Below are 20,407 nucleotides of genomic sequence, written 5' to 3' on the forward strand. Positions count from 1 at the left end.
CACTGCTTGGGTACTTTTGGGGAACCAAGTTTTTAGTAAACTTGGGTTTATCCCAAAACCGTACTCTTTCCTTGTCGCAGTGCACTTCCCGAAAACCGCTTCGCACTTTTCAGGCACTGCTTGGACACTTTTGGGGAACCAAGTCTTTAGTAAACTTGGGTTTATCCCAAAACCGTTTCACACTTTTGGGGAACCGCTTGGTGTGCTCCTAATCAGGAATTTTGCGGTTTGCCCATTCATCCAAAGACAGGTCGCGATATTCCCCTATCTTTTTCGCACCATCATTTTTCATGGTTTCGAGCACATTTTTCAGAATGTGTCTGGCAAGCCCCGCACCCTCGTAAACCATCGCACTATAAAGTTCGACAAGATCGGCACCGGCTTTTATTTTTTCGAGCGCTGTTTTCGCATCATAAACACCGCCAACCCCGATGATCGGTTTTTGTTGCTGCAATCTCTTGCGCATTTTCGCAAGAATAATCGTCGAGCGTTCAAATAACGGCTTGCCGGAAAGCCCGCCCGATTCGCTGCTGAAGCTTTTATTTTCAAGACCTGTTCTGGAAAGTGTCGTATTGGAAACAATCAGCCCGTCCACATCCGAGGCGAGAAGCTCGGCGGCAACATCATCAAGCCCTTCTTCGGTCAAATCAGGTGCTATTTTTAAAAAGACCGGAACATGAACACCTGTCTTTTGTTTTTCTTCCTCTCTCGCCCCGCTCACCGACAACAGCAACTCCTTCAAACTGTCACGGGCTTGCAAATTCCGTAAACCCGGTGTGTTCGGTGATGAAATATTGATGGTGAAAAAGCTTGCAACATCATAAAAACAATGAATGCCGCGCGAATAGTCGAGAATACGATCGTCCGAATCTTTGTTCGCACCAATATTGACCCCGACAATGCCCTGCTTTTTACGCTTGGCGAGCCGTTTATGAGCAGCTTCATGCCCCTCATTGTTAAACCCCATGCGATTAATGACAGCCTCGTCTTCACGAAGACGAAAGAGACGGGGTTGAGGGTTGCCTGCCTGTGGACGCGGCGTGATTGTACCAACTTCGCTAAAGCCGAAGCCCAAACGCAATATTTGATCGGGAACTTCGGCATTTTTATCAAAACCGGCGGCCAAGCCCAAAAAATTCGGAAATTCCAGTCCGGCTATGTCCACCCCCAAACGTGGGTCATGGATTGCCGGCCTCGAACCGAAGCCCGCTTTCAATGCAAGGATGGAAAGCTTGTGGGCTTTTTCGGGCGACAGGCAGAAAATCAACGGGCGTAACAGAGAACGATAAAGGTTCATGGCAATACCTCGCTGAACTCGAATAGGCCGTTTTCGTCAGCTTCGAAAGGGCTGACACCGACAACAGCTTCAAGCGATAAGTCACCATAAAGATGAGGGAAAAACGCCCCTCCGCGAGACACTTCATAACGCAGTGCCTCTTCATCAAGCTCATCTTCATCAACGGCTACAAGCAAGAGACCGGTTTGGCCTTTAAAATGTTTGTTTGCTGTTTCTGCCACCTGTTCGGCAGTTGAAAAATGGATGAAACCGTCGGCAATATCGACCGCAGCACCTGAAAAAACACCTGAATCTTCGGCTTTTTTCCATTCGTCTTTCGACACAATCTTATAAATCAAGGCCATAACTTTCGAGCCAATATGCTATTTCGTTAAAAATTGGAATCCACAAAATGGGAAATATTTTTATTCATCCCTATATAACCAATATGAGAGTTTCAACCAAGGAATAAAAATGTCGACTTTTCTTAAAACACTTGTTCTCGCATCCTGCTGTACTATCGGTTTGACGACAATCGGTTCTGCATCCGATCATCGTTTTGAATTTCAAAAAGTCGATGACGGTTATTTGCGTCTTGATACCGATACCGGCAGTATCGACAAATGTCTTGATAAGGACGGGAAAATAACCTGCGCTATTTCCGGTGACGAACGCGCGCGTTACGAACAGGAAATCAAAACGTTGAAAGCTAAAATAGCAGAGCTTCAACAAAATAAAGCCACAACGGGCCTGCCGAGCAAACAGGATATGGATCAGGCCTATGACACAATGAAATATTTCTTCGACAAGTTTAAAAACGACTTTAAAGATAACCAGACCTCGCCCGACAAAGGTGCCGATAAACTTTAATTCCTGAAAATTCTGCGCGATGTTTTTTAGCTTCTTGCAGGAAATGATAATAAAAGTCTTTTCTTCCCGTTATTGTGCCATATTTTAGGATCGTAGCATAATCTGCATTGATTATTGTGAGAATTGAAAACGATCATGAACAGGCGAGGAAAAGGCTAATGCTCAAAGAATTTCGGGAATTTGCACTAAAGGGCAATATGATTGATCTGGCCATCGGTGTTATTATCGGCGGTGCCTTTGGCGGCCTTGTCAATTCTATTGTCAACGATTTGCTGATGCCGGTTATCGGGCTTATCACAGGTGGCATAGACTTTTCCAACATGTTCATCCAGCTTGCCGGTCAAAAACAGACAACTCTTGCAGCCGCGCGCGAAGCGGGAGCAACAATTGCCTATGGCCATTTCATTACCTTGCTCATCAATTTTCTCATTATTGCTTGGGTGCTATTCATTGTCGTTAAAGCAATCAATGCAATGCACCGTAAAGAGCAGCAAGCCCCTGCACCAAAGCCGGTTCCCCGTGACGAGGTATTGCTGACCGAAATACGCGATCTGCTGGCTGCCAAAAAATAATATTTGTAAATGCGCATTTTGATAAAGCGTGCTTTACAATAAAATTTGAAAGCTCATAAGTGCGATCATTCAGGCATTGGAATTGCTTTGAAAAATTACATAAAGCGCTGGCCATTCGAGAAACCGGAGTGCGCCAGCCCGCTTGAAAACACTTAAAATTCCGGCTTGATTTTACGAACGGCGAACGGGAAAAAACACTTCTACTGTTGTTCCCTGCCCCGGTTTTGATAGCAGGATAAGTCTTCCGCCAATTTTTTCGGCAAGCCCTTTTGTCGTCGGCAGGCCAAGACCGGTACCGGTAAAGACTGCATCGCCCATACGTCCGTCTTTTCTTGCAACCTGTCCATAAGGCTGAAGGGCGCGCGCCATTTCTTCCTCGTTCATACCGATACCATTATCGCTCACCGATAATTTCACATAATTCTTGTCTGTGGTTGAAAGATGAACCACAATTTGCCCGCCACTTTGGGTGAAACGGATAGCATTTGACAGAAGATTGAAAATAATTTGTCTGAATTCCTGCGCATCAATTCCGATTGCCGGTATTTTTGACGGCATGGTAATACGAATGATAATGCCGTTTTCGTTGGCCTGATTTTCAAACAATGCAACCGATTTCCTCAATTGCTGGATAACGTCAAAACTCGGCACTGAGGATTGACGTTTGTCTATTGCCTTTTCACTAATTGTTTCTCCAGAGCGTGTTTTTTCTTCGTAACGCGATTTTGCCTTTTCAAGAAAGGAGTTTACAAGGGTCAATATATGTTTTCCGGAAGAAACAATATCGCGCAAATAGCCACGATAACGTTCGTTTTCGATACGGCCGAACCGTTCTTCCCGCATAATATCGGCAAAACCGATCATAGCATTAAGCGGTGTTCTGATCTCGTGGATGGTTTGTGCAAAAACCTCGTTATCATAAATTGGCTGGCTTTGCGCCGACACATTCGTCATATCACGCAAGAGACCCGCATATCCTTTTTGATTGGAAAGCGGTACCAGCGTGACAAAAACCCGAATGTCATCACCAGACTTTGTTTGAATATCGGCCGATTGACCACGATTAAATAACCGTTTTGCCCCACCGCTTTTGAGTGCTGCAAGATAGTCGCTGATTGCTTCTTCGGAAGTCGTCCGGAACAAGCTTTTAAACGGTCGACCGGCCACATCCTCTTCATCATAGCCGGTAAGTGCCGATGCGGCTGCACTAAAACCTTCTATAGACCCGTCATTATTGAGAAAAACAAAGCCGTCTGTTGCTGTATCCAGCAAATTGAGAAGGGAAGACCGTTCAGGCGTAAACCTGTTTTCTCCGGATAACTGTTCATCATGAGCTGTTTTATCGCCTTTTGAAGCTTTTGAAAGCGGCCGCGCCACGGCCGGCAATTGTAATTCGCTCCGCAAACGTTCGGCAATTTCACGAAAAGCCGAGCGTTCCGAACTATTCAAAGCCGAACCGGTATCTTGCTCTTGCAATGTTTGATCAGCTTGTTTTTCTAGGCTCCCAAGAGCCGTTTTGTCTGCGTCATCCGGCGCATTCCCCGCCAATAATTGCGAGTGAATTGTTTCGTTTTCGACCGGCTTTTCCGGTAGTGGAGCTAACTTCTTTTCGACAGTTGTAAAAGGAGCAACATCCCGATTTTCACTCTCCGGATTTGGCTGCCTGTTGACTCGATCCTTCACCATGCCAAAGCCGCGAAACCCGTCAAGTTTTCCATCAAGCGACAAAACGGGAAGACCCGACAAAGAGACTTCCAAATTCGCGTATTCCCTTTTAGTTGGAAAAAGAACAACCACGTCTTGAAAGGCGGTGCATTGCGAAATTTTTTCTTCAAGTTTTAAAAAACCGGCATTCTGATATTCATTAGCAAGATCGGCGAGCGGCCTACCAAGCAATTTTTCGGCATCGCCACCAAGATCGTAAAACCCGCGGGAAAAATTGCTGAATGCACCGTTTTCGTCCATCTGCCATGTAAAACGGGCCGGCTTTTCATTTGTCTTCTGATTGTTTTGACCGGCCGTGTTTTCATCTATAGTCGCGATATTGAAGCAAAGAACGAGAAAGCTTTGCGGCATTTCACTTAAGTGAATAGCATTGACCTGCACTTGTTCCCCGCCATTTTTCATCAAGGTTTTAACGGGTGAAAAACCGTCAATGGAAGAAAGAAAAATTTGCAGTGCATCGCCAAGTGGCTGAAAATTTCCGGTCTGTGCAAGAATTTTGTTCTTGTCACCAAAAATAGCAGCCGAAATATTATGGTCTTCCAGTCCTTCAAGAAGTGCTTCCGGATGAGTGACCAAAAGATTTCGATTTATATCATTTGCTGCTTTGCCCGACCTGTTTGTTTTTCCAGTCGAATCGACCTCCGAGGCAAAGATAAACTGTTTCTGTTTGTCCGGCGCATTTTCCCCATGCGTTTTATTTAATGCATGAGCCCCGCCGGATATGAGTGACAGGCTGAAAGACCGTGCCCCGCTTTTTCCGCGCAAATGAACCGGACGACCGCTTTTAATGCCATTTTCGATCTGGCGCTTGACTGCACTATCGAAAATCTCTTCCCGATCAAGCGCATCGGTAAGAGATGAAAAGCCGAAAAATGAAAGAGCAGCACCATCAAGCCACAATAAAACCGATGCGTTGCGGTCAAGCACGAAAGAACACTTGCCGCTCAAAAAAGCGTTTCTGATTGTACTTTCAGATAGAAAATCCAGAAATGCCAAGGATTGCTCCACCGGTTAAAGAAATGTTAATTCGATCTTTTACAGGAAAGAGCAAAAAGTTTCAAAAGGAATCGGGAAATATCGTTATCGGCGTTTATAAATTTTCGGCCTCTTACTCAGGCGATCAATCAAATATGTGCCGAATTCCGCCTCTTCTTTCTAAAGCTTATCAATCAATTCTACCATCTGAAACGGTGCTGTCCATTTTTTAAAAATGACGGGATTTGATCTCTAAAAAGCAAAAAGGTGCAGACATTACTATCTACACCTTCCCGCGAATTGGTTGGTTCAACCGGTTATCAAAATTCATGACCATGATTTAAAAGAATTTCACGTTTTCCCACATGGTTGGCCGGACCGACAATACCTTCGGCTTCCATGCGTTCAACCAGTGTCGCGGCTTTGTTGTAACCGATGCTCAGACGGCGCTGGATATAGGATGTTGAACATTTTTTGTCGCGCATGACCACTTTGACCGCTTGCAAGTAAAGTTCTTCCATATTTTCTCCGGCGTTGCCGGCAGCCACAATATCGGCAATCGAATCGGCATCCTCGATGGTTTCTTCTTCGTCTTCACCATCCGTCACCGTTGCAAGATAATCGGGTGTGCCTTGAGTCTTTAAATGTGCAACAACATGTTCGACTTCTTCATCCGAAACAAAGGGGCCGTGAACACGAACAATCCGGCCGCCGCCCACCATGTGGAGCATATCACCCTGCCCCAGCAATGTCTCGGCACCTTGTTCGCCAAGAATCGTACGGCTATCAATCTTGGAGGTAACCTGAAATGAAATACGGGTCGGAAAATTCGCCTTGATCGTGCCGGTTATAACATCAACCGAAGGGCGTTGTGTTGCCATGATAAGGTGAATCCCCGCAGCACGTGCCATTTGTGCCAAACGCTGGATTGCACTCTCGATTTCTTTACCTGCAACCATCATCAGGTCGGCCATTTCATCAACAATAATCACGATATAAGGAAGACGCGTAAGATCCATTGCCTCTTCATGATAAAGCATTTCGCCGGTTTCTTTGTCAAAACCGGATTGGACACGGCAGGTAATGGTTTCGCCTTTTTCGGCTGCCGCACTGACACGCTGGTTGAAGCCGTCAATATTGCGCACACCGAGTTTTGCCATTTTGCGATAGCGGTCTTCCATTTCGCGCACCGCCCATTTCAACGCCGTTACCGCCTTTTTAGGGTCAGTAACAACCGGAGTGAGAAGATGCGGTATGCCGTCATAGATCGACAGTTCAAGCATTTTCGGATCAACCATGATGAGGCGGCATTGCTCCGGTTTCAAACGATAAAGCAGAGACAAAATCATGGCGTTGATTGCCACCGATTTCCCTGAACCCGTGGTACCGGCAACAAGCAGATGCGGCATTTTTGCAAGTTCTGCAATGACCGGTTCACCACCGATATTTTTACCCAGAGCAAGCGGAAGCTTGTAATTGCTATCCTGAAATGTCTTGGACTGGATAATCTCGCGTAAATAAACGGTCTCGCGTACTTTATTCGGCAATTCTATGCCGATAACATTGCGCCCCGGAATAACCGCAACACGTGCGGAAATGGCTGACATCGAACGGGCAATATCATCAGAAAGACCGATAACGCGCGATGATTTGACACCGGCTGCCGGCTCGAATTCATACATGGTTACAACCGGCCCCGGACGGACATGGATGATTTCGCCTTTGATACCGAAATCTTCCAGCACACTTTCAAGAAGTCCGGCGCTGCGTTCGAGTGTTTCCTGAGAAATCACCGCACCATCTTTATGTTCCGGCTCCTGCAAAAGGTCGATTGAAGGGAAAATATAAGAATCATCACTTTGCGATTTCGGGCTTGGAATAAAAGCCGGATTGAGCGTGCGAAATGGCGCAGAAATCGTCGCTTTTGTTGCGATTGGCGCAGTTGTTGCAATTGGCGCAGTTGTTGCAATTGGCGCAGTTGTTGCATTTTTCGTAGTTATTGCATTTTGCGCAACAGTTTGCGGTTTTTCCTTTTGTTCGGAAGCCTTTTCTTCTCCGCTCTGCTGAGGCGTTACAGCCTGTGAAAGCGATTGACCGGAGGCGAGATTGGCGGTTTTTACGGGTTCGATATCCTCGATAATTCCGGCAGATACATTAACCGTCTTTTGCTGCCCCGACGGGGAAATAGAAACCGGATTTTGCGGTGCTGCTTGGGATAGAGTGACGCCAACAGGTTCACCCGTTTGTGCGTCACCAGCCGTATTCCCCGTATTTTTCTCGACATCCGCATTTTCGATAACCACTTGCCCCTGATTATTGAAACTGGTGACAACAGAATTGTCAGGCAATGGTGTTACGACTTGCAGAACTGGCGTTTCAGTCAGTCGGGGAGTGATTGCCGGACTAACAGTTGATAAGGATACACTTTCCGTTACTGCTGTCTGGTTGACGATTGATTGCGGTGCCGTGTCAAAGATAACTGTGTTGGCACGATCAGTATCCGCTATTTCAGGTTCTTCAACTGCCGCGTCACGCGCAACCGGAGTCGCAGCCGCCGGTTCAGTACTTGTCGGCTGAGTGACAACGGGCGTTACCGCCTGTTGTTCTATTTTATCTTCCGCTTTTTCTGTCGGTTTTTCAGAAACATTTGTAGCTTTTTTCGGGAAACGGCATTCCAGCACCCGATAAAGGTCGGCAATGGATTTTTCCTCGACTTTAGCAGTGCTTTTTTCTTCGCTTGCATTATCCGCCATCAAACTCGAAGCCACAGGCGGCAATTGCGACGCACCCGACATTGGCGCGCCATCAAGTGACATTTTTTGTACAGTTACAACGGGCTTCTTTTCAACGGCAACAGCGTTTGCATCTGTTTCGGGCGCAGTCATGTTCGCGCTTGTTTCCGGAGCGATAGCGTTTTCACTTGCAAGCGGCGTTTCAACCGGCTGCGGCTTGCTTTCATTTTGCGGCGTAAGTTTTGCAAGATTTTCCAGAATATCCGGCCCGCATTCAAAAAATGCCGAATCGGAAAGATAAAACGGCTTGATATCGGCAAGCTTATTAATTTCGGCTACCGGTTTTTCAACCTCGCTCACCGCTTCTTGCATAGAAGTGTCGTTCCGGATTTGAGCGGCACTATTATTTTGAGGGCGCATATAAACAGATTTGACGCTGTAATTCTGTTCGATATTTTTGCGTTTGACAGAAGCAATCACCTCGTCTTGCAAGGAGCGAACTTGAGTCTTTCTCTGCTCCAAGGACGTGGTTCCGGCAAGTATCACCGGTTCTTTATTTTCTGAAAGATCCTCTTTCAAGGCCACGTTTTCACGCTTTTGCCTTTGCTCCTCTTCGAAGGCTTTCAGCTTTTCGGCAAAATCCGGATCACTTTCAACCCGTTTGCGGACGATTTCGACTTCCGGTGTGCGTGTGAAACGTACGTTCTGTCCGAGAGCGAAGGCTTTCTTCCATATGGTCGGATATTGCGTTTGTGATGATGCGCCAGAAACCGCTTCATCTGGCTTTGCAGTTGCACCAGAAACGGGCTTGGCATCAGGATTTAAAGAGACCGGATTTGTTTTCAGATTACGCATGGCACTCAAACTAGATTGCGGCAATTTTTCAAGATTGCCTCTTAACAAAACTCATTTTTTCAACGTTAAAGTGCGAAAGTTAATAACCTTTTGCCAAAGTCGCTTTATCAACAAAAAAACCACCGGAAAAGAATTCCGGTGGTCATGAATAAATCTACAACAAGTGGCAATAATTGCCGGTCTTCAGCCGATTGTCATCAGGCTAGCATTGCCTCCGGCTGCGGCTGTGTTGACCGAAGTCGAGACTTCTTCGCTAAGATAACCGAGATTATAGGGGAGTTCACCTGATGTAAGCTCCTCGCTTGTAGCCGCTTGGGTGAGAATGATAGGACCTGAAAGGGCTGCTATAATCTTTTGTTTTTCTAGAATGTTATTTTCATCGCCTTCGATGAGCGCACCCGCATAAGGACCGTCAGCATTCAAATTTTCTGACCATTCGACATTCCGGATAAGTTGTTCCGGCAAATCCGAAAGCGAATTCTGCAATTTGCAAGCTGCATCAATTACGGCGACATTGCCGGTTGCAAATATCGTAGCAAGCTGCCGGTAAAGCCCGCTTTTTGTTTGCGGAAACAAGAGAATTTTTCCGCGACTGTGAAGAGAATAGACATTGCTTTCCCCAACCGGTCCCGGCAAATTGACGGAGACGCCAAGCGGTGACTTGCCGTTTAATGATTTTGCAAAGGCCACATCGGATGAGTCTCCGTTTTTTTGAAGCCAATTGACAAAACTGTCGATGAGTTCATTTTTTCTTGCCCCGACAGAAAATTGCGTGTCGGGAGCCTGTTTGACGAGGCGGCCGATATATAAAGGCCCACCGGCTTTGGGGCCAGTTCCGGATAATCCCCTTCCGCCAAATGGTTGGGAGCCGACAACCGCGCCAATAATATTGCGGTTGATATAGATATTGCCTACCCGAATATGGCTTGAAACATAATCGACAAAATCATCCAGTCTTGTATGAAGCCCGAAGGTCAGACCATATCCTGTTGAATTGATTTCGTTGATAAGCTTTTCAATATCTTTGCGTTTATAACGCACAACATGCAAGACCGGCCCGAAGACTTCACGCTTCAATTCGCCAATCGAATCGATCTCGATAAGAGTGGGGCTTACATATGTCCCCTCTTTTGCAATATCGGGAAGGGGAACTTGCGTTACTTTATGGCCCATAGCGCGCATTGTTTCGATATGCGTTTCGATATTATCCTTGGCTTCTTCGGTAATAACTGCGCCAATATCGGTACCGATAAAATCGGTGCGTCCGATACGCAATTCCTGCATTGCGCCTTTGAGCATGTCCAGAATGCGGTCGGCCACCTCTTCCTGCAAACACAAAGCCCGCAAAGCCGAACAACGCTGGCCTGCACTATCAAAAGCCGAAGCAATAACATCGCCTACAACCTGTTCGGCAAGTGCTGACGAATCGACAATCATGGCATTCTGCCCGCCGGTTTCGGCAATGAGCGGAATGGGTTTCTTATTCTTGTTGAGGCGGGTTGAAAGCTCTTTCTGGATGAGACGGGCAACTTCTGTCGAACCGGTAAACATAACACCTGAAGTTGCTTTCTCGCCAATGAGTGCCGCACCGATTTTTCCGTCTCCCGGACAGAATTGTAAGACATCCTTCGGGATTCCCGCTTCATGCAATATGCGCACGCCTTCAGCAGCAATAAGCGGTGTTTCTTCGGCAGGCTTTGCCAAAACGGTATTGCCCGCCGCCAATGCAGCCGATATTTGACCGATAAAAATCGACAACGGGAAATTCCACGGGCTGATACAAACAATCGGCCCCAAAGGTTCTTCATTGCCTTTAAAATTCGTGCGCAATTGTCCGGCATAAAAGCGCAAGAAATCGATTGCTTCTCTCACTTCGGCAATAGAATTCGGAATAGATTTTCCCGCTTCTCTTGCCGCAAGTGCCAGAAGTGAAGGCATACGCGCCTGCATAAGATCAGCCGCTTTTTCAAGAATTCCGGCGCGCGATTGAGGGGAAGTCTTTGCCCATGATGAAAACGCTTTTTCAGCATGAGAGACCATCTTTCTGGCTTCACTTTCATCAATCTCGATAACCTCGCCCACTTTGTCGCGATGGTCTCCTGGATTGGCGATTTTGCGGGATTGTGCACCCTTTTCTACATTTGCCGGTGCTGCTTTCCAGTCTGTTGCCGAACTTTTTTGAAACTCTTCAGTGAGTTCTGCAAGTACTGTTTCGTTCGATAAATCATAACCATCGGAATTGCGACGGTCTTTCCCGAAAAGATCGTCAGGCGAAGCAATCTTGTCATGCTGGGCACCGGGAACGGGCATATTACGCACCACATCAACCGGATCAACAACAAGTTCATCAACCGAGATAGACTTATCGGTAATGCGATTGACGAAAGAAGAATTGGCACCATTTTCCAACAACCGCCGCACCAGATAAGCAAGCAAAGTTTCATGTGTACCAACCGGTGCATAAAGGCGTGCCGGACGCTGCATTTTATCTTTGCCTACGACCTCGTCATAAAGCGGTTCCCCCATGCCGTGGAGGCACTGGAACTCGAATTGTTCGACAGTATATTTATCAGGCCCCGCCAGATGATAAATCGTTGCCATGGTTTGCGCATTATGCGTTGCAAATTGCGGGAAAACAGCATCGGGAGCGGAAAGAAGTTTTCGGGCATTGGCAACATAGGAAACATCTGTATAAACTTTGCGCGTATAGACGGGAAAACTTTGAAGTCCGTCGACCTGTGCGCGTTTGATTTCAGCATCCCAATAGGCACCTTTAACAAGGCGCACCATCAAACGATGGTGACTGCGGCGGGCAAGATCAATGAGATAATCAAGCACAAAGGGGCAGCGACGACCGTAAGCTTGCACAACAAAGCCGATACCGTTCCACCCGTCAAGATCAGGATCGAAACAAAGGCTATCCATAATATCGAGTGATAGTTCGAGCCGGTCGGCTTCCTCGGCATCTATATTAAGGCCGATATTGTAATTTTTACAAAGCAAAGCCAGTTGTTTGACGCGCGGCATGAGTTCGCCCATAACACGGTCGGCTTGCGAGCGGAAATAACGGGGATGAAGTGCCGACAGTTTAATGGAAATACCGGGTCCCTCATAGACGCCACGCCCGTTCGAGGCTTTGCCGATAGCGTGGATTGCCATCTCGTAATCGCGATAATAGCGATCGGCATCGTCAGCCGTTGTAGCGGCTTCCCCCAACATGTCATAGGAATAACGAAACCCGCGTGCTTCCAGTGGTTTCGAGCGCTCGAGCGCTTCATCAATGGTTTGGCCGCGCACAAATTGTTCGCCCATCATGCGCATGGCCATATCCATTCCTTTGCGGATAACCGGCTCGCCACAACGCGCAATAAGGCCTGTCAAAGAAGAAGAAAGTTCCCCTTCCCTGTAACTTGCTGATAATTTGCCGGTAACCACAAGTCCCCAGGTTGCAGCATTGACAAAAAGTGATTTTCCACCACCCAAATGCGCTTTCCAGTCACCACCCGCCACTTTGTCGCGAATGAGGGCATCACGGGTTGCTTTGTCGGGAATGCGCAACAGTGCTTCTGCCAAACACATGAGCGCCACACCTTCCTGCGACGACAAGGAATATTCATGAACCAGACCTTCAACACCATTGCCCTTATATTTTGCCCGCATCGTTTCGATAAGATGACGGGCTGTGGCAGCAATGTCTTTTTTGGTTTTCTCGTCAATTGTTGCTGCATCGAGAAGCGGTTTCAGACATTCGGTTTCCGCACGACGATAGGCTGCGGTGATTTTTTTGCGAAGTTCGCTCTGCTTGGAAATCGGAGGTGCAAATTCGGCAAAAGGCTTTTGTGTTCTGGTCATAATTTCATTCCACTCTGGATAAAAATTCTTGAATTCGATAAAAATTGGAAAAGATGCGTCTATAGCTTATTATCGGGTGATAATATCACCGGCTATAGTTTACTTCTCGCAAAAAAAACGGTATTTTTTAGCGATTTTTCTTGTTTTCTACCTTAAAATTAGGTCTTTTTACATTAATGGAAGAAAAAAATAGTGAAATTGACCGCATTGATAATCGTATTATTGATGCGCTTGTTGAAAATGGCCGTATATCTATTACCGAACTTTCCGAGAAAGTCGGCCTTTCCAAAACGCCATGCCAATTGCGTTTGAAAAGGCTCATGAATGACGGCTATATTACCGGCTTTCGCGCAGTGCTCAATCCTGCAAAAATGGGACTTGAACACATCGCTTTCGCAGAAGTGAAACTTTCCGACACAAGGGAAGAAGCTTTGCGGGCTTTCAATGCTGCCGTTAAAAAAATACGGGAAGTGGAAGAATGTCACATGATTGCAAGCTCTTTCGATTATCTCTTGAAAGTGCGAACCAGCGACATCAAGCGCTACCGCATTGTTCTTGGCGAAAAAATTTCCGCCTTGCCCTATGTTGAAAGTACATCGACCTTTGTGGTTATGCAAAATGTTGTCGATTCCGGTTTCAGACGCTAACCGATATGCCGGAAACCTCCGGCACCTGCCCTTTATTCGTCAGGCCTATGCATAGACTTTAAAGGCAAAAAGCCGGTCGGTCGTCAACAAAATGCAACAGACATATTTTTCAATCAATTGAGTTTTGGATGCTGGTCGACGAGATTTTGTCTCTGTTCCTCAAGGTCGGAGATTTTGTTTTCAATCTCGTTGACCTGATCTTCGATATAATCGAAATGTTCCTGCAAAACTTCTTTTGCTTCGGTTCTGGATGAAGCAACCGGCGTTGCGTCCTTGAGCGGCCGATTGGCTGTTTCAGGCATTTTGACTGCTGCAATAAAGCCGAAAATAGCAACCACCATAAGATAATAAGCCGGCATATAAAGCGATTGTAAAGTTTCAACAAGCCAGGCTGCGATAGGTGGCGTAAGACCTGCAATCAGCACCGCAATATTAAAGCAGATCGCAAGCGTTCTGAAGCGTACATCGGTCGGGAAAAGTGCAGGAAGGATAGAGGCCATAACGCCGATGAAACAGCAAAGAAGAACTGCAAGAATGGCAATTCCCCCCGCGATCATAAAGACATTGTGATGCATAACCATATAAAAAGCGGGAATAGCGAGAAATAACTGTCCGACAGAGCCAAGAAACAGAAACGGTTTGCGGCCAATTTTATCGCTTAAAAAACCGACAAGCGGTTGCACCAGAAGCATAAAAGCCATGACAACAATGATAATGAGAACGCCATGGTCATAGCTGTAGCCGAGATTGACGGATAAAAAGTTCGGCATATAGGTGAGCAACATATAATAGGTCGAATTCACCGCAACCACCAGCAGACAACTGATTACAATGCCGTTGAGGTTTTCCTTGATGACGGTACCGACAGATGTCGTCTCGACCTTTTCTTGTTCCTCAGCCTCGGCCGAATTGTTGTTTTGGGCTTCGTAAGTGGGCGATTCATCCAGCGATTTTCTTAAATAAAGGCCGATCAATCCCAGTGGCAATGAAATAAAGAATGGAATACGCCAGCCCCAATCCCCCATTGCATCCTGCCCGATCGCAAGAGAAATTGTCGACACCACCAAGGCACCGACAAGAAAACCGGCAATGGAGCCGAAATCGAGCCAACTTGCCATAAAGCCGCGTTTTCTGTCCGGTGAATATTCACTCACGAAAACCACCGCACCGGCATATTCGCCACCAACGGAAAGCCCCTGTATGATTTTAGCAAGGAGCAGCAAAAGCGGCGCAAATACCCCGATTGTCGCGTAAGAGGGGATGAGGCCGATGGCAAATGTGCTTGCCGACATCAAAATAATCGTAAAGGATAGAATGTTTTTACGACCATATTTGTCGCCCAGATAACCGAAAATGGCGCCGCCCATCGGCCTGAACAGAAACGGAATGGAAAAAGTGGCAAGAGAAGCGATCAACTGCACCGATTGGGGAGCGGAAGCAAAGAACGTGTGTCCGATAATGACTGCCAGAAAACCGTAGACACTGAAATCGAACCACTCGATGGCATTTCCAAGACCGGCAGCGCAGATAACTTTTCGCAGCTCTTTATTTCCGACAATTGGAATATCTTTGACAGTAAGTGGTTGCGGTGTCGTTTCTGACATATGTTCTTCCTTATTCCTGATACGTCTTTGCCAAAAGCCTCCGCCTCTTTTAGACAAAAGACATATCTCTTCGATAAGCGCAAAATACTACGCAAATGAAGACTGTTTCATTACCAAATCTCACGATGTCGCGGTTTGCCCTTCCCCCCGTTTAAAAAAGTCAGTTAACGACTTGCTTCCATCAGTTCTGCCGTTAAAAATAAACGGGAAACTGATAAAGGGCTAAAGACGGTTGAACATTTGCCCACAACAACGATAATGACCATTTTGAAATTAGGGCCAGATCAATAACCGTCAACCAAAATCACATATGAGAGGTACAGTATAGTGAGAAAAATAAAAAATAACAACCCGAATTGCGCTGTGGAACTTTTAATGTGGATATAACTTTTGAGTTCAACAGATGAAAGTGGATGCCGTTTTAAGCGTCATCTTTTGATTAACACATATGTTTTATAATTTAGTCCGATTGACTGTTACACTGATTGAGCCATGGAAGAACTGATCTACATATTACCATTTGATCTGCACGGTGTCGAAATTGTTGTTACAATTCTTATAGTGGCACTGGTCTTGTTCTCTATTGTCATGCGGATTTTGAAAGTTCCCCAGAAACTTATGGTAATCGCGACCGGTGCTCTTGCAATGAGTATCTATATGGCTTTCCAGACTGACGGTCCGGGGCCTATACAACCTCTGATAAACCTCGCCCAAAGGCAAAAGCAGCTCGATCAACAATTCGAAAACAAACCATTGAAATTCGAAAATGTGACATTCACCGATGTCAAAGTGCGCGCCCATTCGCTTACACTCACTTTAAAAAACAATAACCCGTTGCCCGAAGGATCCACGAAAGACGACCTCGAGGCCTATGCCAATTCTTATCTGAATAAAAAGCTCGTCGATTATTGTGAAATACTCAACGCCGAACAAGCGCTACCCTATCGGAAGACCAACCAGCGATATTTTGATTTGACGATCAAATCCTATTACGTCAAATTTATTGATGGGGATAAAAGCGCCAAGATGGAAATTCCGGTGTCAAGCTGCACGGATAAACCGGCTACGAGCTCAAAACCGGATAAAGCTAAAAATTCCGAAACCGATAAATCCGAAAATCCCGAACAGGATAAATAAAGAGCTTTTGGAAAACTCTCACCGGAAAAGCTCGAAAAACGGGGTTTAAAAAATGCGCCTCTTTAAACGCGTCTCTTTATGAGACCGTTTGGCTTATAAAACTGTTCGGGTAAGGCTGTTTAAAGCTTATCGGATTTTTATTGCGGCAACATTGCTTTTACTGGTCTTGTCTTCGGCCACTTTCAAGAAACCGAACAATAATGGTTTTAACAAGAGTGATCGCATTTTAAATAATCAGTGCAATCGCGTTTCTAAAAACCTGTTGCATTCGCTTTTTCCTTGGCTATTTCGCCCCGTATATTTTCCCTTTTAGTTTTCCGCGTCGGTTTTTCCTTATCGTTTTTCCCAATCAGTTTTCCCCGTGAATTTTCCCCATCATTTTCCAATGACAAAAAGTTTTGGCAATCTGAACGTCTTATTGCTTTGGATAGAATGAAAAGAGGTATAAAATCATAGAACGAGGACTTAAAGGGATAGATTATGTTAGAAAAACGCAAATTTTATATAAATGGCGCCTGGGTCGAGCCTGCCGAAGCGCACGACCTCGAGGTGATTGATCCTTCAACTGAAGAAGTTTGTGGTGTCATCAGCAATGGCACGTCAAAAGATGTTGATCGTGCAGTTGCAGCCGCAAAAGCAGCCTTTGACGGATGGAAGCACACCGACCCGCAAAAGCGTTTAACCTTTGTTGAAAAAATATTGGCTATCTATAACCAGCGCCAAGGCGAAATGGCGAAAGCCATTTCAACCGAAATGGGTGCGCCTATTGATATGGCTATTGAACAACAAGTCGGAGCCGGTGCTCGCCATATCGAAACATTTATTGACAGTTTTTTGCATTTTTCTTTCCAGACCGATCTTGTCAAAGGTCATAAGGATAGTGCGCTACAATATGAACCGGTCGGGGTCGTCGGTCTTATTACACCATGGAACTGGCCAATGAACCAGATTACCTTGAAGGTTATTCCGGCAATGCTTGCCGGTTGTACCATGGTTTTGAAGCCATCGGAAATTGCACCGCTTTCCGCTTTATTATTTGCCGATATTATCGATCAGGCCGGAGTTCCGAAAGGTGTGTTCAATCTCGTCAATGGTGATGGCGCCGGTGTTGGAACATGTCTTTCCGGCCATCCGGATATTGCCATGATAAGCTTCACCGGTTCCACTCGTGCAGGTAAGGCAATTTCCAAAAATGCAGCCGACACGCTGAAACGTGTGGGGCTTGAGCTTGGTGGCAAGGGAGCCAATCTGGTTTTTGCCGATGCCCGTGAAGATGCCGTCAAATGGAGCGTTTTAAGGTGTTTCAATAATAGCGGCCAGAGCTGTAATGCGCCGACACGTATGTTTGTCGAGCGTTCCATTTATGAAAAAGCCAAAGCCACGGCAAAAGAAGTAGCGAATAATGTCAAACTTGCTGTTGCGAGCCAACACGGCAACCATCTCGGACCTGTCGTATCCAAAGCCCAGTTTGACAAGATTGAAGGCCTTATCCAATCAGGTATCGACGAAGGTGCAACGCTTATTGCCGGTGGAACGGGTCTGCCCGAAGGTATCAACCATGGCTATTTTGTCCGCCCGACTGTTTTTGCCGATGTCAAACCGAATATGAGAATTTTCCGTGAAGAAATTTTCGGGCCGGTTCTGTCGATGATACCTTTTGATACAGAAGAAGAAGCCTTGGCTATGGCGAGTGACACAGATTATGGTCTGACGAACTATGTCCAATCCGAAGACAGAGAAAAATGCCACCGTATTGCAACGGCACTGCGGTCCGGCATGGTTGAAGTTAACGGTTTGAGCTTGCCAAAAGGGAGCTATTTCGGCGGCGTCAAATATTCCGGCCATGCCCGTGAAGGTGGCATCTGGGGAATCAAGGAATTTCTTGACACCAAAGCCATTTCCGAGTGGTAAAACAAGATTACTCTTTCCGGCAAAAAGCCGTTTCCTTTTTGCCGGAAATGCAAATTTATGACTTTTGCATGTGAGCAGAATAAAATTTGATCAGACCGGTAAGTGATGACACGGCCGAAGGTCAACATATCGGCCAATGGCTGGCAAAGAATTGTCAGAAGCTAAAATTGTTGGAAATGTCGCGCGCGTCTTTAAACGCTCATCCGTGAAGGGCCGTTGAAAATCAATCAAAATTTGATTTTAGGACCAAAAACCCGATTGAAATCCAGAACCGAAAACCCGATTGAAAATCGGAGATTCAATTGAGGTTTCTTTGCCATAACCCGTTACTGCACACTTGCAAGGCGAAGCAACAGACCTTGATATTTGCCATAAAACTGATGTTTTATAGTTATCAACAAACAGGCCTTTTTATCCATCTCGGCAATGGGAACGAGACTGGTAAAATGGTCAATGCCGTGGTCTGCTCGTCCGGTTTTTCGCTTTCCGATATTGGCTCTCTTTAAAAGATCGTTCGGCTTATAAGAGCGTTTAAAATTTACCGGATTTATCGTGTTTCAACACGGCTTTCGTGTGTCTTGTCTTATCGCGACTTTTTTAAAAAAATAAACAACAACACTTTAATAGCTACGATCGCATTTTAAATAATAGGGGCAATCGTATTTTTAAAAAGCCGTTCGCACGGAAATACCGGTTCTTCCATTTTTTCGAACAACAGAAGTTATTCCAATATGGATGTTTTATGGCTTCGGGAAAAAGGAGAGCCGATAAAAAATTGCCCTGCATGGGCTTTAAAAGGATAAATATGTTAGATAAACGCAAATTTTATATAAATGGCGCCTGGGTTGAACCAGTCGAGGCACATGACCTCAAAGTGATTGACCCGTCCACGGAAGAAGCTTGTGCTGTCATCAGCAATGGCACGTCAAAGGATGTCGATCGCGCCGTTGCAGCTGCAAAAGCAGGCTTTGAAGGATGGAAGCACACCGACCCGCAAAAGCGTTTAGCTTTTGTTGAAAAAATATTGGACATCTATAACCGGCGCAGAGGTGAAATGGCAAAAGCTATTTCAACCGAAATGGGCGCCCCCATTGATATGGCCTTGGAACAACAAGTCGGAGGCGGCGCTTTCTTTATCGAAGGCTTTATTGATAGTTTCAAGCATTTTTCTTTTAAGACCGATCTTGTAAAAGGTCATAAAGATAGTGCGCTTCAATATGAACCGGTCGGTGTCGTCGGTCTCATTACGCCATGGAACTGGCCAATGAACCTGATTAACCTGAAGGTTATTCCGGCATTGCTTGCCGGTTGCACGATGGTCTTGAAGCCTTCTGAAATTGCTCCGCTTTCCGGCCTATTATATGCCGATATTATTGATGAGGCAGGTCTTCCCAAGGGCGTGTTCAACCTCGTCAATGGTGATGGTGCGGGTGTTGGAACATGTCTTTCCGGCCATCCGGACATTGCGATGATAAGCTTTACCGGTTCTACCCGCGTTGGCAAAGCAATTTCCAAAAATGCTTCCGACACATTAAAACATGTTGATCTGGAGCTTGGTGGTAAAGGAGCCAATCTGGTTTTTGCCGATGCCCGTGAAGATGCGATCAAATGGAGCGTTCTAGCCTGCTTCAACAATAGCGGACAAAGTTGCAATGCACCAACCCGTATGTTTGTCGAGCGTTCCATTTATGAAAAGGCCAAGAAAATTGCTAAAGAAGTAGCAAATAATATCAAACTTGCTGTTGCGAGCGAGCGCGGAGACCATTTGGGACCGGTTGTATCAAAAGCCCAGTTTGACAAGATCCAAGGCCTTATCCAATCAGGTATTGACGAAGGTGCCACACTTATTGCCGGTGGAACGGGCTTGGCTAACGGCTTCAAGCGCGGCTATTTTGTCCGCCCGACTGTTTTTGCCGATGTCAAACCGGACATGAAAATTTTCCGTGAAGAAATTTTCGGGCCGGTTCTGTCGATGATTCCTTTTGACAGTGAAGAAGAAGCGATAGCAATGGCCAATGACACGGATTATGGCCTGACCAACTATGTCCAATCCGGAGACAAGGAAAAATGCCATCGTGTTGCAACGGCCTTGCGTTCCGGCATGGTTGAAGTGAACGGTAAGAGCTTGCCGAAGGAAAGCTTCTTCGGTGGTGTCAAATATTCCGGCCATGCCCGTGAAGGTAGTATCTGGGGAATCAAGCAATTTCTTGATACCAAAGCCATCTCCGAATGGTAATATAATGATTATCCG

11 protein-coding genes and 1 pseudogene are annotated in these 20,407 nt (G+C 46.0%); 6 read left to right on the forward strand and 6 right to left on the reverse strand.

What is annotated here, in order from left to right; translation table 11 throughout:
- Window positions 1–208: 208 nt before the first annotated feature.
- Both H3S82_RS10900 and H3S82_RS10905 read right to left on the reverse strand, forming a co-directional pair.
- Window positions 209–1,297: a quinone-dependent dihydroorotate dehydrogenase gene (locus tag H3S82_RS10900; RefSeq protein ID WP_198233229.1), complete on the reverse strand. Its 1,089-nt coding sequence runs from the start codon at window positions 1,295–1,297 to the stop codon at window positions 209–211.
- Window positions 1,294–1,641 (reverse strand): DUF952 domain-containing protein, encoded by a 348-nt coding sequence (locus H3S82_RS10905; protein ID WP_198233230.1) that lies wholly within the window; start codon window positions 1,639–1,641, stop codon window positions 1,294–1,296. Before H3S82_RS10905 ends, H3S82_RS10900 begins: the two co-directional genes overlap by 4 nt.
- Before the next feature lie 109 nt (window positions 1,642–1,750).
- Between H3S82_RS10905 and H3S82_RS10910 the strand changes: the two genes are divergently transcribed.
- Together H3S82_RS10910 and mscL are read left to right on the forward strand one after the other, a co-directional pair.
- A complete protein-coding gene (locus tag H3S82_RS10910) occupies window positions 1,751–2,146 on the forward strand; it encodes a hypothetical protein (protein WP_198233231.1) in 396 nt (131 codons plus the stop codon).
- 158 nt (window positions 2,147–2,304) lie between these two features.
- Window positions 2,305–2,718 (forward strand): large conductance mechanosensitive channel protein MscL, encoded by a 414-nt coding sequence (mscL, locus tag H3S82_RS10915; protein ID WP_077972829.1) that lies wholly within the window; start codon window positions 2,305–2,307, stop codon window positions 2,716–2,718.
- A 171-nt stretch (window positions 2,719–2,889) separates the two neighbouring features.
- Here the strand turns inward: mscL and H3S82_RS10920 are convergent, their stop codons facing one another.
- From H3S82_RS10920 to putA, 3 genes and pseudogenes are all read right to left on the reverse strand, one after another.
- Window positions 2,890–5,439: a PAS domain-containing sensor histidine kinase gene (locus H3S82_RS10920; RefSeq protein WP_198233232.1), complete on the reverse strand. Its 2,550-nt coding sequence runs from the start codon at window positions 5,437–5,439 to the stop codon at window positions 2,890–2,892.
- A gap of 299 nt (window positions 5,440–5,738) precedes the next feature.
- Window positions 5,739–7,265, reverse strand: a pseudogene (locus H3S82_RS11435) (DNA translocase FtsK); the annotation flags it as partial.
- A gap of 1,923 nt (window positions 7,266–9,188) precedes the next feature.
- The gene (putA, locus tag H3S82_RS10930; RefSeq protein ID WP_198237156.1) at window positions 9,189–12,857 is read right to left on the reverse strand and encodes a trifunctional transcriptional regulator/proline dehydrogenase/L-glutamate gamma-semialdehyde dehydrogenase; all 3,669 of its coding nucleotides are present in this window, start codon (window positions 12,855–12,857) and stop codon (window positions 9,189–9,191) included.
- Between the two features lie 176 nt (window positions 12,858–13,033).
- Here putA and H3S82_RS10935 point away from each other — a divergent pair, with 176 nt between their 5' ends.
- On the forward strand, window positions 13,034–13,504 hold the full coding sequence (locus H3S82_RS10935; RefSeq protein ID WP_198233182.1) for an Lrp/AsnC family transcriptional regulator: 471 nt from the start codon (window positions 13,034–13,036) through the stop codon (window positions 13,502–13,504).
- 113 nt (window positions 13,505–13,617) lie between these two features.
- On the opposite strand, the gene proP is transcribed toward H3S82_RS10935, so the two are convergent.
- Window positions 13,618–15,108, reverse strand: a complete 1,491-nt coding sequence (gene proP, locus H3S82_RS10940) for a glycine betaine/L-proline transporter ProP (protein WP_198233181.1) — start codon at window positions 15,106–15,108, stop codon at window positions 13,618–13,620.
- Window positions 15,109–15,600: 492 nt separating this feature from the next.
- Here proP and H3S82_RS10945 point away from each other — a divergent pair, with 492 nt between their 5' ends.
- The 3 genes from H3S82_RS10945 to H3S82_RS10955 all read left to right on the forward strand — a co-directional run bounded on the left by H3S82_RS10945 (window position 15,601) and on the right by H3S82_RS10955 (window position 20,392).
- A complete protein-coding gene (locus H3S82_RS10945) occupies window positions 15,601–16,245 on the forward strand; it encodes a hypothetical protein (RefSeq protein WP_198233180.1) in 645 nt (214 codons plus the stop codon).
- 480 nt (window positions 16,246–16,725) lie between these two features.
- Entirely contained in the window at window positions 16,726–18,156 is a 1,431-nt protein-coding gene (locus H3S82_RS10950; RefSeq protein ID WP_198233179.1) for an aldehyde dehydrogenase family protein, read from the forward strand.
- A gap of 805 nt (window positions 18,157–18,961) precedes the next feature.
- Complete coding sequence (locus H3S82_RS10955) at window positions 18,962–20,392, forward strand: aldehyde dehydrogenase family protein (protein ID WP_198233177.1); 1,431 nt, start codon at window positions 18,962–18,964, stop codon at window positions 20,390–20,392.
- The last annotated feature ends 15 nt before the right edge of the window (window positions 20,393–20,407 follow it).

Origin of the sequence: Bartonella sp. M0192 (genome assembly GCF_016102305.1) — a bacterium.
In the GTDB taxonomy this organism is placed as follows: Bacteria; Pseudomonadota; Alphaproteobacteria; order Rhizobiales; family Rhizobiaceae; genus Bartonella; species Bartonella apihabitans.